Annotated in this window: 12 protein-coding genes; 2 read left to right on the top strand and 10 right to left on the bottom strand. The window is 61.4% G+C overall.

Annotated elements, in window-relative coordinates:
• Position 1: 1 nt before the first annotated feature.
• Positions 2 to 1,774 (top strand): branched-chain amino acid ABC transporter ATP-binding protein/permease, encoded by a 1,773-nt coding sequence (locus AB8A38_RS26515; protein WP_439087940.1) that lies wholly within the window; start codon positions 2 to 4, stop codon positions 1,772 to 1,774.
• Positions 1,771 to 2,502 carry an ABC transporter ATP-binding protein gene (locus AB8A38_RS26510; protein WP_439087939.1) on the top strand — a complete coding sequence of 244 codons (732 nt, stop codon included), beginning with the start codon at positions 1,771 to 1,773 and terminating at the stop codon, positions 2,500 to 2,502. Before AB8A38_RS26515 ends, AB8A38_RS26510 begins: the two co-directional genes overlap by 4 nt.
• Positions 2,503 to 2,567: 65 nt before the next feature.
• Here AB8A38_RS26510 and AB8A38_RS26505 read toward each other — a convergent pair whose 3' ends face one another.
• The 10 genes from AB8A38_RS26505 to AB8A38_RS26460 form a co-directional block, all read right to left on the bottom strand.
• Complete coding sequence (locus AB8A38_RS26505) at positions 2,568 to 3,716, bottom strand: ABC transporter substrate-binding protein (RefSeq protein ID WP_439087938.1); 1,149 nt, start codon at positions 3,714 to 3,716, stop codon at positions 2,568 to 2,570.
• Between the two features lie 192 nt (positions 3,717 to 3,908).
• Positions 3,909 to 5,057, bottom strand: coding sequence for an ABC transporter substrate-binding protein (locus AB8A38_RS26500; protein ID WP_439087937.1), 1,149 nt, complete (start codon positions 5,055 to 5,057; stop codon positions 3,909 to 3,911).
• Between the two features lie 129 nt (positions 5,058 to 5,186).
• Positions 5,187 to 5,948: an SDR family NAD(P)-dependent oxidoreductase gene (locus tag AB8A38_RS26495; protein ID WP_315843317.1), complete on the bottom strand. Its 762-nt coding sequence runs from the start codon at positions 5,946 to 5,948 to the stop codon at positions 5,187 to 5,189.
• Positions 5,949 to 5,996: 48 nt separating this feature from the next.
• Positions 5,997 to 7,880: a feruloyl-CoA synthase gene (locus AB8A38_RS26490; RefSeq protein ID WP_439087936.1), complete on the bottom strand. Its 1,884-nt coding sequence runs from the start codon at positions 7,878 to 7,880 to the stop codon at positions 5,997 to 5,999.
• 65 nt (positions 7,881 to 7,945) lie between these two features.
• Positions 7,946 to 8,737: a crotonase/enoyl-CoA hydratase family protein gene (locus AB8A38_RS26485; protein ID WP_315843319.1), complete on the bottom strand. Its 792-nt coding sequence runs from the start codon at positions 8,735 to 8,737 to the stop codon at positions 7,946 to 7,948.
• 173 nt (positions 8,738 to 8,910) lie between these two features.
• Positions 8,911 to 9,846 (bottom strand): cyclase family protein, encoded by a 936-nt coding sequence (locus AB8A38_RS26480; RefSeq protein ID WP_315843320.1) that lies wholly within the window; start codon positions 9,844 to 9,846, stop codon positions 8,911 to 8,913.
• Positions 9,847 to 9,941: 95 nt separating this feature from the next.
• Positions 9,942 to 10,406, bottom strand: coding sequence for a DUF3237 domain-containing protein (locus AB8A38_RS26475; RefSeq protein WP_439087935.1), 465 nt, complete (start codon positions 10,404 to 10,406; stop codon positions 9,942 to 9,944).
• Between the two features lie 4 nt (positions 10,407 to 10,410).
• Positions 10,411 to 11,721, bottom strand: a complete 1,311-nt coding sequence (locus AB8A38_RS26470; protein WP_089265454.1) for a TRAP transporter large permease — start codon at positions 11,719 to 11,721, stop codon at positions 10,411 to 10,413.
• 5 nt (positions 11,722 to 11,726) lie between these two features.
• Positions 11,727 to 12,221, bottom strand: a complete 495-nt coding sequence (locus tag AB8A38_RS26465) for a TRAP transporter small permease (protein WP_315844212.1) — start codon at positions 12,219 to 12,221, stop codon at positions 11,727 to 11,729.
• Between the two features lie 265 nt (positions 12,222 to 12,486).
• Positions 12,487 to 13,509 carry a TRAP transporter substrate-binding protein gene (locus tag AB8A38_RS26460; RefSeq protein ID WP_315843322.1) on the bottom strand — a complete coding sequence of 341 codons (1,023 nt, stop codon included), beginning with the start codon at positions 13,507 to 13,509 and terminating at the stop codon, positions 12,487 to 12,489.
• Positions 13,510 to 13,716: the final 207 nt, after the last annotated feature.

Below are 13,716 nucleotides of genomic sequence, written 5' to 3'. Positions count from 1 at the left end.
CATGCAACAGCGTCTCCTTCCCATTCTCGTCTTCGCGCTGGTGATGGCCGCGATCCCGTTCGTGCCCGGCGTGCCTCCATTCTGGATCGTGCTGCTCGACAATATCGGCCTCGCCGCGCTCGTCGCCATGGGCCTCGTGCTGCTCACCGGCGTCGGCGGCCTGACCTCATTCGGCCAAGCAGCGTTCTGCGGTTTCGGCGCTTATACGACGGCCTATCTCACGACCGCCTACGGCATGTCGCCGTGGCTGACGCTGCCGATGTCGCTGATCGTCTCAGGCCTCGCCGCGGTGCTGCTCGGCATCATCACCATGCGTCTGTCGGGCCATTATCTTCCGCTCGGCACCATTGCCTGGGGCATCAGCCTCTTTTACCTGTTCAGCAAGCTGGAATTCCTCGGACGTAACGACGGCATCTCAGGCATTCCGCCGCTGTCGATCGGCACCTGGAAGATGCTCGATCCGGGCTCGATCTATTTCGTAATCTGGATCGCGGTCATCATCTGCGCGCTGCTCTCGATGAATCTTTTGGACTCGCGCACCGGCCGCGCCATCCGCGCGCTGCGCCGTGGCCATATCGCGGCCGAAGCCTTCGGCGTGCAGACTGCGCGTGCGAAGCTTCTGGTCTTCATATACGCAGCAGTTCTCGCCGGCCTGTCCGGCTGGCTCTATGCGCATTTCCAGCGCGCGGCGAATCCGACGCCATTCGGACCGCATCTCGGCATCGAATATCTATTCATCGCGGTAGTCGGCGGCGCCGGCTATGTCTGGGGCGGTGTGCTCGGTGCGGCCGTGGTCGTGATCCTCAAGGAAGTACTGCAAAGCTATCTGCCGCTGATCTTCGGCGGCGGCGGCCAGCTCGAAACCATCGTGTTCGGCATCCTACTCGTCGCGCTGCTCCAGCTCGCGCCGACCGGCATGTGGCCGTGGCTGACCGCGTGGCTGCCGTCTGGCGACAGCCGCAAGCGCCCCGCGCCAGCCGATGCACTGCCCGCCCGCAATGACCACCGTCCGGATACCGGCGTATTGCTGCAGGTCGACAAGGCACGCAAGCAGTTCGGCGGCGTGGTCGCAGTCAACGACGTGTCATTCAACGTGCAGGCGCGTGAGATCGTCGCTTTGATCGGCCCCAACGGCGCCGGCAAGAGCACGACCTTCAACCTCATCACCGGCGTACTGGCCGCGACCGCCGGCAAGGTCGTAGTACTCGGCAAGAGTGTGTCCGGCGCGCCGCCGCAGGAGATTGTCAAGCTCGGCATTGCCCGTACCTTCCAGCATGTGAAGCTGGTGCCCGACATGACCGTGCTGGAAAACGTCGCCCTCGGTGCACATCTGCGCGGACGTTCGGGTGCCATCGCGAGCATGCTGCGGCTCGACCGCGCCGACGAAGCTAAGCTGCTGGCAGAAGCCGCCAAGCAGATCGAACGCGTCGGCCTCGGCGACCAGATGAACCAGCTCGCAGGATCCCTGTCTCTCGGCCAGCAGCGCATCGTCGAGATCGCCCGCGCACTCTGCGTCGATCCGATGCTGCTGCTGCTCGACGAGCCCGCGGCCGGCCTGCGCCACATGGAGAAGCAGCAGCTCGCAGCGCTTTTGCGGCAACTGCGCGACGGCGGCATGTCGGTGCTGCTGGTCGAGCACGACATGGGCTTCGTGATGAATCTCGCCAACCGCATCGTGGTGCTCGATTTCGGCACCAAGATCGCCGAGGGCACACCGGCTGACATCAAGACCAATCCCGACGTCATCAAGGCCTATCTGGGAGCGGTCGCATGAGCGCGTTATTGACGGTTACCGATGCGCATGTCGCCTATGGCAAGGTCGAGGCGGTCCGTGCGGTCAATCTCGAGGTTCGCGAAGGCGAGATCGTCACCATCATCGGCGCCAATGGTGCCGGCAAGACGACATTGCTGAATGCGACGATGGGAATCCTGCCGCTGAAAGGCGGCGTGACATTCGCGGGACAGGATCTATCCAAACTTGATATCGAGGATCGTGTCGCCGCTGGCCTGAGCCTCGTCCCCGAACATCGCGAATTATTCGCCACCATGAATGTGGAAGACAATCTGCTTCTCGGTGCCTTCCGCATTGACAAGGCAACGGCCGCGCGTTCGTTCGAGCGAGTCTACACGCTATTTCCGCGCCTCAAGGAACGTCGCAAGCAGCTGGCCGGCACGATGTCCGGCGGCGAACAGCAGATGCTCGCCATGGGTCGTGCGCTGATGGGAGCGCCGAAACTGCTGATGCTCGACGAGCCGAGCCTCGGCCTCGCCCCGATCATCGTCGCCGACATATTCCGCATCGTCAGCGAGCTCAGAGCAGCCGGCGTCTCGGTGCTGCTGGTCGAGCAGAATGCGCAGGCGGCACTGAAGATCGCCGACCGCGCTTATGTGATGGAGCTTGGCGAGTTCATCCTCGACGGAAACGCCAGCGACATCGCCAGTAACCAACGCGTGGTCGCGAGCTATCTTGGCTTTCAGCACGAAGGCGAGAGCGCGATCTGATCTCGATCATATGAAAAAGCCGACTGTCTCGCGACAGCCGGCTTTTGTTTGAGCTGTGCTCCAGTTTATTTCGCCGGAACGTATTTGCCATCCTTCACGGTCAGCAAAATCCGCGAGCGATCGTCGACGCCGTTGCGGTCTTTTTCGGTGTAGTTGTAGACGCCCTGGGTAGCCGCGATTTCCTTCTCGCTCATCAGCGCCTGGCGGATGGCTTCGCGGAATTCCGGGGTACCGGGCTTGGCGGTCTTCAGCGCCACGGGCACGACGCGCTTGAGCACTTCGAACACGTCATAGGCATGACCGGCGAATTGGCTGCGGCTATTGGCGCCGTATTTGGCTTCATAGGCCGTGTTCAGTTCGATGCCCGGCTTCTTGGTCAACGCGCTATCCGGCTGACCTTCCGGATACATCACGGGACCGGCGGCCATTAGCACGCCTTCGGCGGACTTGCCGGCGATCCGGATGAAATCGCTCGAGGCCGCGCCGTGGGTCTGGTAGATCAGGCCCTTGTAACCGCGGTCACGCAGCTCGGACTGCGGCATGCCGGCGCCAGTACCCGCGGCGCCGATCAGGATCGCATCGGGATTGGCAGCAATAAGCTTCAGCGCCTGACCGGTGATCGACGTATCCGGACGTGCGAAACGCTCGTCATCGACGATGGACATGCCCATCGCTGATGTCTGGGCCTTGAGGTCGTTGAACCACAGGTCGCCATAGCTATCTGAGTAACCGACATAGCCGATGGTCTTCACGCCATGGGCCTTCATGTGGTCGTACATGACCTTGCCGACGATCTCGACCGGCTGCGGCATGTCCACCGACCATTTCACGCGCGCCGGCGTGAACGACATCGGCGACAGGCTGAAATGCGGCACGCCGGCTTCATTGGCGACCGCCGACATGGCGACCGACGACGGTACGATCGACGAGCCGACCATGATGTCGGCCTTGGATTCCGACACGAAACGGCGCGCATTGGTGGTGGCGATGGACGGATCGCCGCCATCGTCGAGCACAATCAGCTTCAACGGCACGCCGCCGATGTCCTTCGGCACGAATTCCAGCGCGTTGCGCTCAGGCACGCCCAACGCGGCGGCAGGGCCGGTGGTGGAGATGCTGATGCCGACGGTGATCTCGGCGGTCTGGGTTTCGGCGGGGGTGGCAATGGCCAGCGAGACGGCAACAGCCGCGATCGCCAGATGAAGCTTGGACATGTCGTATCTTTCTCGTGTGGAAGCGGAGAGCGCCGAAAGCGGCAGCGATACCGGCAGACGTGGCGCTGGTTGTGACCGCGCGAAGCCTCGCGCACAGCAAAAAGCCGGCCCTCTGGCGAGGGCCGGCCTTGTTATCGAAAAATGCCGGCGAAGCAAAGGCGCTTCGCGCCCCTGCCCTCCGTCAGATCTGCATTACTGGGCGAGAACGTATTTACCGTCCTTCACCGTCAGCAGGATGCGCGAGCGCTCATCGAGGCCGTAACGATCCTTTTCGGTGAAGTTGTAGACGCCCTGGGTGGCGGCAATTTCACGCTCGGTGAGCAGCGCCTGCCGGATCGCCTCGCGGAACTCGGGGGTACCGGGCTTTGCGGTCTTCAGCGCCGTCGGAACCACCCGCTTGAGCACCTCGAAGGCGTCATAGGAATGACCGGCGAACTGGCTGCGGCTGTTGGGACCGTATTTGGCCTCATAGGCGGTGTTGAGCGTCATGCCGGGCTTCTTGGTCAGTGCCGTATCGGCCTGCCCTTCCGGATACATCACCGGGCCGGAGGCCATCAGCACGCCTTCGGCGGCTTTGCCGGCGATGCGGATGAAGTCCATCGAGGCGGCGCCGTGGGTCTGATAGATCAGGCCCTTGTAGCCCTTGTCGCGCAGTTCGGTCTGCGGCAGCGCTGCCGCGGTGCCGGAGGCACCGACCAGGATCGCGTCAGGATTGGCGGCGATCAGCTTCAGCACCTGGCCAGTGACCGACGTATCCGGACGGGCAAAACGCTCTTCCGCGGCGATATTGATGCCCATCGGCACCGCCTGCGTCTTGAGATCGTTGAACCACAGATCACCATAGCTATCCGAATAGCCGATATAGCCAATGGTCTTGATGCCCTTCGACTTCATATGGTCGTACATCACCTTACCGACAATCGGCACCGGCTGCGGCATGGCCACCGACCACTTGGCACGTTCCGGCGTGATCGGCAGCGGCGACAGAGCGAAATGCGGGATACCAGCTTCGTTGGCCACATTGGACACCGCAATGCTGGTTGGCGTCACCGCCGAGCCCATGATGATGTCGGCCTTGGATTCGGTCATGAAACGGCGGGCATTGGTGGTCGCGGTGGTCGGATCCCCGCCATCGTCGAGCACAATGATCTTGAGCGGTACGCCGCCAATTTCCTTGGGCACGAATTCCAGCGCGTTGCGTTCGGGAATGCCCAGCGCGGCCGCGGGGCCCGTGGTTGACGTTGTGATGCCGATGGTGATGTCGGAGGTTTGGGCAAAAGCCGGTGCGGCGAGTGCCAGCGAGGCGGCAACAACCGCGATCGCCAAGTGATGCTTGGTCATGGGTCTCTCCCTCAGGGTCATTTTTTATGTCGTCAGCTAAATCAAAGTTCGGCTGGCTTATCAGCCCCTTCTTTAGGTCAGTGCGCCCGTACCGGTAAAGGGCTGGCGCACTGATGCTTTGCCGCAGGCTTAACGCGGCGCCATGCGCAGCGAGGCGTCGAGCCGGACCACCTCGCCGTTGAGATACGGATTGTCGATCATGTGCAGTGCGAGAGACGCAAACTCGTCGGCATGGCCGAGCCGGCGCGGAAATGGGATCGCCGCGGCGAGGCTGTCCTGCGCCTCCTGCGGCAGGCCGGCCAAAAGCGGTGTCATGAACAGGCCCGGCGCGATGGTCAGCACGCGGATGCCGAACTGGGCCATCTCGCGGGCGATGGGCAGTGTCATGCCGACGATGCCACCTTTGGAGGCCGAATAGGCGGACTGGCCGATCTGGCCATCATAGGCCGCCACCGAGGCCGTCGAGATCACAACGCCGCGCTCGCCGGTCTCCAGCGGCTCCAGCTTGGACATCGGGTCCGTTGCCAGGCGGATCATATTGAACGAGCCGATCAGGTTGATGCGGATCACCTTGTCGAAATCGCCGAGCGCCATCGGACCATCGCGGCCGATCACGCGCTTGGCGACGCCGATGCCAGCGCAGTTCACCAGCACACGCGCCGGGCCGTGCGCCTTGGCGGCGGCGGCGACCGCGGCTTCGGCGGAGGCCGCGTCGGACACGTCGCAGGAAATGGCAACACCGCCGATTTCCTTGGCAACGGTTTCGGCGAGGGCGGTGTTGAGATCGAGGAGCGCGACTTTCGCGCCCTGCGCGGCAAGCCTGCGGGCGGTCGCGGCGCCGAGGCCGGAAGCGCCACCCGTGACGATAGCGGCCTGGTTCTTCAATTGCATGATGTCCTCCCCTGTTCGATGTCTCTGCCGTTCATTGGCGGCTTTCAACTAGATCGCGATCACTTTCGCGACTTCCGGATTCCCATAAATATCGTCGATCAACTTGGCGCGATGCTCCAGCACCGCGCGCTGATTGACCGAGCCCTTGTCCGTGACTTCACCGCGATCGATGGACAGCGGTGTGCCGAGCAGCACCGCCTTGGCAATCCGCGTGGATGACCCCGTCGCGCCAGCCATGAAACGCGCGAGGCGTTCACGGAACGCGTCGCGGATGATCGGATCATTGGCAGCCGCGGCAAGATCGCCAGCCGGCAAGTCAGGATTGATGACACGGCAGCCATCGAGATCGAGGATTACGAGAGCCGCCAGTTCATCGCGGTTGATGCCAGCGATGACGACATCGCGGACCAGTGGCGCGCAGGTGCCGACAAAGCGTGCGCGCAATGGGCCGACGCTAACCCAGGTGCCGCTGCCAAGCTTGAAATCCTCGGAGATGCGGCCGTCGAAATCGAAGCCAGCGGAGAGATCATCGGGATCGACGGCCTTCAGCGCATCGCCGAAGATGTAATAGCCTTCCTCGTCGAACGCCTTCGCGGTCAGTTCCGGCTCGCGCCAATAGCCCGGCGTGATGTTCGGCCCCTTGGCGCGCACTTCCATCTTGCCGTTGTTCGGCACCAGCTTGGCATCGTTGCCCGGGACGGGAAGACCCACATGGCCGGAGCGGCTGGTCACGGGATTGACGCACATGAAGAATGGCGAGGTTTCCGTGGCCCCGAGCCCTGTGAGCATGGGTACTCGCACGCCCGTGGTTTGCACCGACAGTTCGTCAAGACTGTCCCAGACATAGGCGGACAGCGCTGCCCCTGAAAAGAACATCGCATGCAGTCGTGCAAAGAATTTTTCGCGCAGCACCGCATCTTCGCGCAGATAGGGCAGTAGCGATTCATAGCCCTTGGGGACGTTGAAATAGACCGTCGGCGAGATCTCGCGGAGATTGCGGATGGTCTGTTCGATGCCCGCGGGCGTCGGCTTGCCGTCGTCGAGATACATCGAACCGCCATTGAACAGCGTCAGCCCGATATTGTGATTGCCGCCAAAGGTGTGATTCCATGGCAACCAATCGATAATCACCGGCGGCTCGTCCTTCAGAAAGGCCAGCGTATCGCGCAGCATGATTTGGTTGGCGCACATCATGCGCTGGGTGTTGATCACGGCCTTCGGATTGCCGGTCGAGCCCGAAGTCAGCAAAAATTTGGCGATCGTATCCTGACCGATGGCTGCGTTCGCAGCGTCGAGATTGGCTGCCTCCGGCGTCACGAGCAGATCGGAGAGTTTGGTCACGGGCCGGTCCGGCAGGGAGCCAGTACTTACAACGACTTCAGTGCCTTCGGGCACATTGAAGTGAATAGCGTTCGTGAACGCATTGGCGTCATCGACAAAGACCAGCCCCGGCGTCAGCAGCTTCATGAGATAGCCGAGCTTGCCGTAGTCCTTCGATACCAGCGAATAGGCCGGCGACACCGGCGCATAGGGGATACCGGCATAGAGCGCACCGAAAGCGATCAACGCGTGATCGACGGAATTGCCAGAGAGGATAACGATGGGCTTGTCGGCGGATAGCCCGCGCGACAACAGCGCCGAGGCGATATGGCGCGCTGCATCCAGCATCTGCGCGTAAGTGACTTCGCGCCAGCCGCCACCTTCCGCGCGCTCGGCCATGAAGACGCGATCCGGCGCCTCCTTCGCCCAGTGATGCAGATAGTCCGTGACGCGCTCCGGATAGTCGCCGATGGAGTTGGTCGGGCGTAGATAGATCGTGCCGTCGTCATGACGCTCGATGGTGACCGCGGGGTCGCCATAGGAAATCGGCCGCAGCGGATGCGCGGTTATCGCTCGCTTTGTCTGATCGATTTTGTCGGCACTTGCAGACATTGTTACCGCCCTGTGTATTCGTCCCGATTGTTGCTTTTATTTTTGTTCGTTGTCGTCTTGCCGGGTCAGCCGGGCTTCACCTTGCCGGCCTTGCGCTCCAGAAAATCCCTGATGCGATTCTTCGCCTCCTGATCGCTCTGCGCCACCGAGGCCATCAGTGCTTCCAGCATCAGCCCGGTCTGCGGACTAGCTTCGGCGATCAGCGGCAAGGCTTGCAGCACGGCGAAGTTTGTCAACGGCGCGTTCTGTGCGACACGCTCGGCAAGCTCTATGGCCTTGGGCAAGGCGCCGCCGGCTTCCGTCAGATACTGCGCGAAGCCGAGCGCCACGCCCTCCTCCGCCTTGTAGACGCGGCCGGTAAGCATCATGTCGGCCATCCGGTGCACGCCGATCAGGCGCGGCAGGCGCATCGAACCGCCGCCACCAACGAAAATGCCGCGGCTGCCTTCCGGCAGCGCGTAATAGGCCGACGGATCGGCAACACGGATATGCGCGGAGCAAGCAAGCTCGAGGCCGCCGCCGATGACGGCGCCCTGCAGCGCCGCAATCACCGGCACGCGGCAATGCTGAATGATGTCGAACACGCGGTGCCACATCCGCGAATGCATCAGCCCAGCGGTCGCGTCACGCTCGGTGAGTTCGGAAAGATCGAGGCCGGCGGAGAAATGCCCGCCGATGCCGTGGACGACGACGGCACCGATTTCCTCGGGCAGCGACGCGAAGCAACGCTCGATCTCCAGGATCAGTCCATCGTTCAGCGCGTTGCGCTTGGCGGGGCGGTTCAGGCCCACGATTAGCACGCGGCCTTGGGTTTCGATCTGGAGCATGGCAGCGGTAGCGGCGACGGCTTGGTTCATGAGCGCGATTAGGTCCTGGCTAGAATAATTATATCTTATAACGAATAGCGCATGAGTCAATCTTGCGGTGCAATAGGTTGATCTCGTCCTGCATAAGGTCAGGTATTCCGGTGCGACAGCGATCCGGTCTCGCCTGCCCCGCAGAACAGACCGGATCGCCTCTCCTACGATGGTTAGCGGATCGCCACCGGGTTGATCATGCTCTGTACACCCCCCTTGAAGCGGGGCTGACCGAGCACGAACAGGAACTCGTAGCCTTTGTCCTTGGCCAGTTCGGACGTGTCCATGTTTTCGAGGATATAGGTCCCGTTCATCGCGAGAAGTATCTGGTGGACCTCGAACACATTCGCGGTTTCAAACGGCAGCACCTCGACGCCCCAGGTATCGGCGCCGACCGCAACCACACCCTTGCTGGTCAGATATTTGGCGCCCTCGGCGCCAAGGCCGGGCTCACCGGCATTGTAGCGTTTATCGTCTTTGCCAAGGAGGCTGAGCCAACCGGTGTGGAACAGCACCACGTCGCCTTGCCTGATCTCAACGCCCTGCGCCTTGGCGACCTCCTCGATTTCCTTGACGTTGAAAGCAGTGCCTTCCTTGACCACGTCGGTCTTGTAGTAGGCCGCCATGTCCAGCAGCACGCCACGGGTGACCAGCGGCGGCACCTTGTCGATGCCGAGCTTCTTAAGGCCAGTGGGATCACCGAAGTCTGCAATTTTGTTGCCGTTATAGTAGACGTGATTGACGCCGAGATGGCCAAGCCCGTCCATCTGGCTGCCGACGCCGACCCAGCCGTTGAGCATGTCGTCGTTATAGGTCGCGTGATTGGGACCGAGCCCGGGATTGCCGGCCTGACCGGGCTGTACCACGGTGATCTTGAAACCGCGGGGCGGATAGGCCGGCGTGTCCGCGCCTACCGGAATGCCGAGTGCATAGGTCTTGCCGGTCTTCACCAGCTGCGCGGCAGACTTCACGAGGTCGGGCTTCATGTAGTTCGCGGCGCCGATCTCGTCGTTCGGCCCCCATTTCGATTTGGTCCAGTCCTGCGCATAAGCAGGCAAAATGACCGCTAACACGGAAATCGAACACCCAAGCACGCAAGCTTTCAGCATGTTGTATCCTCCCGATATGCGCCGGCTTTTTGCCGGTCAGCCGGAGTTAACAACACGAAGTTGGAGAAAGTAAGCGCGGTCCGACTGCGCAGGCCTCACAGCACCTGATGTACCGCAAGCTCGACACGGTCGGGATGCCGTGCGCCGACGCCAATGAACAGGTTCTGCATCAACCAACGATACTTGGGATGCCCTGTCTCGAATTTCGGCACCGAGCGGAAATAGATCAGAGCGGGATCGACGGCCTCGCCCCGAGCGATGCGATCAAGCGCGTCCTTCGGGCCAAAGCGGACGCCGATATTCTCGATATAGACAACAGCGCCGTCATCGAGTTCGAACGTGTATTTCGCTTCAAGCTCAGTAAAGCCATCCGGGCGGATAATCTGAAAATCGGCGCCGCCCGAATGGATCGTACCTTTGATGCCCTCGCCCTGCACGGTGCCGCCAAGGACCGGGATGACCCGGCGGATGCCATGTCCGAGATCGCCGGCCACGATCGGCGTGCCGACCTTGATCGACAGGCTGAAGACATGTTTCGTCGCAAGCTGCGGTGTCGTCATGATGTCATCCAATCATCCGCATCGGCAGCCAGGTGGCAATTAGCGGGAACAGGATCAGCAGCACGAGACGGATCAGGTCGGTAACCACAAATGGCAGCACGCCTTTGAATATCGTCGACATGCTGACGTCCTTGATCACACTCTTGATGACGAAGACGTTCATACCGACCGGCGGGTGAATCAGGCCGAGTTCGACGGTCATAACGATGACGATGCCGAACCAGATCGGATCGAAACCAAGCGCCATGATCACCGGAAACACGATCGGCACGGTGAGGATCACCATGGCCATGGCATCCATCAGGCAGCCCAGCACCAGATACATCAGGAGGATCAGCGCGAGCACGCCATAGGGGCCGATGCCCAAACCGGTAAGGAATTCAGTGACGTGCTGCGGCGTCTGCGTAATGGTGAGGAAATAACCGAAACACAGCGCGCCTATCAGCACAGTGAAGACAGCCGCTGCGGTGCGCGTCGCCTGCAACAGCGATTGCAGGATGCCGTCCTTGTTCAGCTTGCCGCGCAGCACGCCGATGATGAAGGCACCGACCGCGCCGACCGCACCGGCTTCGGTCGGGATGAAGAAGCCACCATAAAGGCCGCCAATCACGAAGACGAACAGCAACAACGGCGACCAGACATCGCGGATCGCCGCGGCGCGCTCACGCCATGACGCCTTCGGGCCAGCCGGCAAGAAGCCCGGCTTGACCACGCCGATGATCGCAATGGTGATCATGTGCATGACGATAGCGAGCAGGCCCGGCACGATGCCGGCGATGAACAGCTTGCCGATGTCCTGCTGGGTAATGATGCCGTAAACCGCCAGCACCGTGGACGGCGGCAGCATCGCACCGAGCGTGCCGCCCACGGCGATGACGCCGGTGGCGAAGCTCTGCGGATAATTGAAGCGCCGCATTTCCGGATAGGCAACGGCAGAGAATGTCGCGGCTGTCGCCACCGACGAGCCGGAGATCGCGGCAAAGCCGCCGCAGGCTGCGATGGTCGCGATGCCCAAGCCGCCCTTCCAGTGGCCGACAAAGGTGTTGGCGGCGCGAAACAGTTCACGGCTGATACCCGACACCGAGACGAAGGCACCCATCAGGAGGAACATCGGGATCACGCCAAAGGAATAGTCCGTCACCGTGCGCATGGTGGTCTGGCCGACCAGCTTGAGCGCTGGCGCAAAACCAGTGAGATAGCCAAAGCCCGTGATGCCCACGAGCCCCATCGCCATGCCCACCGGCACGCGCAACAGCATCAACACGAACAGGCTGACAAAGCCGATGACGGCAACCGCTTCGTTACTGAGATCCATGCGACTTACTCTGCCGTCTTGATTTCGGGTTCATGCATCTCTTCCGGATGGAAGATCAGCCGGTAGGTGCGGATCGCAATCAACAGCACTGCAGCGCCATCGCCGATCCATGACAACAGGAAGAACGGCCAGACCGGCAGTTGCAGATCCATGGTGACGATGTGGCTTGAATAAGTGTCCACGACCTTGTCGAACAGCGTGTAGGTCTGCACGGTCACGACGAAAAGCAGCACCAAGGTTGCGAACACATCGATCCAGCGCTGATATTTCGGCGTGGCATTGGCCCAGACCAGATCGACGGTGATGTGTGCACCGCGATAGGACGTCGCGGCGATGCCCCAGAAGATTAGCACGCCAAGCATGAACTGGCCGATATTGTAGTAATCGGGGATTGTGACCGCGAAGAATTTGCGCATGAACACCGCGATGAAAGTGTTCAGTGCGACGATGCCGACAAAGAACGCGGCGATCCACTCGATGGAATCGATGAAGCGATCCATTACGTTCTTGCGGGGCGGATCCGGCGGAATGCCGAGGGCGCTGGATTGGGAGATTTCGGACGTGGCGGTCATCGTCGATGTCACAATGCTCAAGAGGAGAAGCCAGCCTCCGCCCTCTCGATCGTCATGCCCGGGCAGCGCGAAGCGAACTTCACTAGATGACCCGGGCATTCATCTTCTGGGTGGCGAAGGAAAGTGGATGGCCGGGTCAAGCCCGGCCATGACGTGGTGAGAGGTCCGTGCGATCAACGGACTCGGCGGAAAGCTACAGCCCCGCGTCGTGCTTCTTCAGCATCGCCTTGAGGTCTGCATCGATGGCATCGGCATCGCCGCCAGCCTTCTTCACAGCCGCAGCCCAGGCGGCGTTGAGCGGCGCGACGCCTTTCTTCCACTCGGCGAGCTGCTCGGGCGTGAGCTTGTAGACTTCGTGGTCCGGTAGCGCCTTCATCTTGGTGCGGCCATTGGCTTCGAAGTCGACCCAGGGATCGGTGACCTTGGAGGCCCATTCCGGCGTGCAGTGATCGTCGATGATCTTCTTCTGCGCCGCGGACATGGAATTATACTTGGCGAGGTTGATGTTGTAGGTGAACACCGTCGAATAGAGCGGCACGTCGATGTGATACTTGACCACCTTGTCGATGCCGAACAGGAAGATCGAGCCCCACGGGAACGCAATCTCGTCCGCCACGCCGCGTTCGATCGCATCGCGCGATTCCGGCGCCGAGGCCTGCACATTGGTGCCGCCGAACAATTTGACCATTTCGCCGATGGTGCTCTGCGCCGGGCGGACCTTCACGCCATTGAGGTCGGACGGCACGACGATCTTCTTCTTGCCGTGGATCGATCCGGGATCGTGGATGAAAGCGAAGCACAGCTTCGTGTCCTTCATCTCGGTCTTGGCGTATTTCTGATACCACTCGTTGAGCGCGAGGGTGCCCTTCTTGCCGTCTGAGAACACGAAGGGCAGCTGGCCTGCGGCCACGATGGGGAAACGGCCGGGCTGATAGCCGGGATTCACGTAAGTGATATCGGCGATACCATCGCGCGCCATGTCGTAATGGTCGAACGCCTTGCCGAGCTGTTCCGAAGGGAACACCGACATCTTGATGCTGCCGCCCGAGGCCTTCTCTATATCGGCGGCCCAGGCCTGCGTGGCCGGCACCAGCGGATGCGCCGGCGGCACCCACAGCGATACCTTCATATTGACGGTTTTGTCTTGCGCCTGCGCGGGCGTGAGTACTGGCATGATGCAGCCAGCCGCCAGCAATGCGAGAATTGCTTTCCTCATTGTCTCTCCCTCTAACGTCCGTTTGGACGTGTTCTCTCGAACGTGTTCTATCGAACTTGTTCACCGGACCTTGAATGGCCCTTTGCGAATATTGTTATATGTTATAATCATCCTTGCAAGCGGTGCGATCGCACGCGTTGCGGAGCCAGTGTCGCGACCCCGCTTGACTTGTCAACTCAGTCGGACGACAGAGCCTATATCAACCGC

Source organism: Tardiphaga sp. 839_C3_N1_4, assembly GCF_051811045.1.
GTDB lineage: Bacteria > Pseudomonadota > Alphaproteobacteria > Rhizobiales > Xanthobacteraceae > Tardiphaga.
This window is presented reverse-complemented; position numbering and strand designations above follow the sequence as displayed.

Bases quoted from the DNA above. Each gene is read 5' to 3' on its own strand.
- AB8A38_RS26480 (WP_315843320.1), bottom strand. From the start codon at position 9,846: ATGCTGAAAGCTTGCGTGCTTGGGTGTTCGATTTCCGTGTTAGCGGTC.
- AB8A38_RS26475 (WP_439087935.1), bottom strand. From the start codon at position 10,406: ATGACGACACCGCAGCTTGCGACGAAACATGTCTTCAGCCTGTCGATC.
- AB8A38_RS26515 (WP_439087940.1), top strand. From the start codon at position 2: ATGCAACAGCGTCTCCTTCCCATTCTCGTCTTCGCGCTGGTGATGGCC.
- AB8A38_RS26510 (WP_439087939.1), top strand. From the start codon at position 1,771: ATGAGCGCGTTATTGACGGTTACCGATGCGCATGTCGCCTATGGCAAG.
- AB8A38_RS26465 (WP_315844212.1), bottom strand. From the start codon at position 12,221: ATGGATCGCTTCATCGATTCCATCGAGTGGATCGCCGCGTTCTTTGTC.
- AB8A38_RS26470 (WP_089265454.1), bottom strand. From the start codon at position 11,721: ATGGATCTCAGTAACGAAGCGGTTGCCGTCATCGGCTTTGTCAGCCTG.
- AB8A38_RS26505 (WP_439087938.1), bottom strand. From the start codon at position 3,716: ATGTCCAAGCTTCATCTGGCGATCGCGGCTGTTGCCGTCTCGCTGGCC.
- AB8A38_RS26485 (WP_315843319.1), bottom strand. From the start codon at position 8,737: ATGAACCAAGCCGTCGCCGCTACCGCTGCCATGCTCCAGATCGAAACC.
- AB8A38_RS26500 (WP_439087937.1), bottom strand. From the start codon at position 5,057: ATGACCAAGCATCACTTGGCGATCGCGGTTGTTGCCGCCTCGCTGGCA.
- AB8A38_RS26490 (WP_439087936.1), bottom strand. From the start codon at position 7,880: ATGTCTGCAAGTGCCGACAAAATCGATCAGACAAAGCGAGCGATAACC.
- AB8A38_RS26495 (WP_315843317.1), bottom strand. From the start codon at position 5,948: ATGCAATTGAAGAACCAGGCCGCTATCGTCACGGGTGGCGCTTCCGGC.
- AB8A38_RS26460 (WP_315843322.1), bottom strand. From the start codon at position 13,509: ATGAGGAAAGCAATTCTCGCATTGCTGGCGGCTGGCTGCATCATGCCA.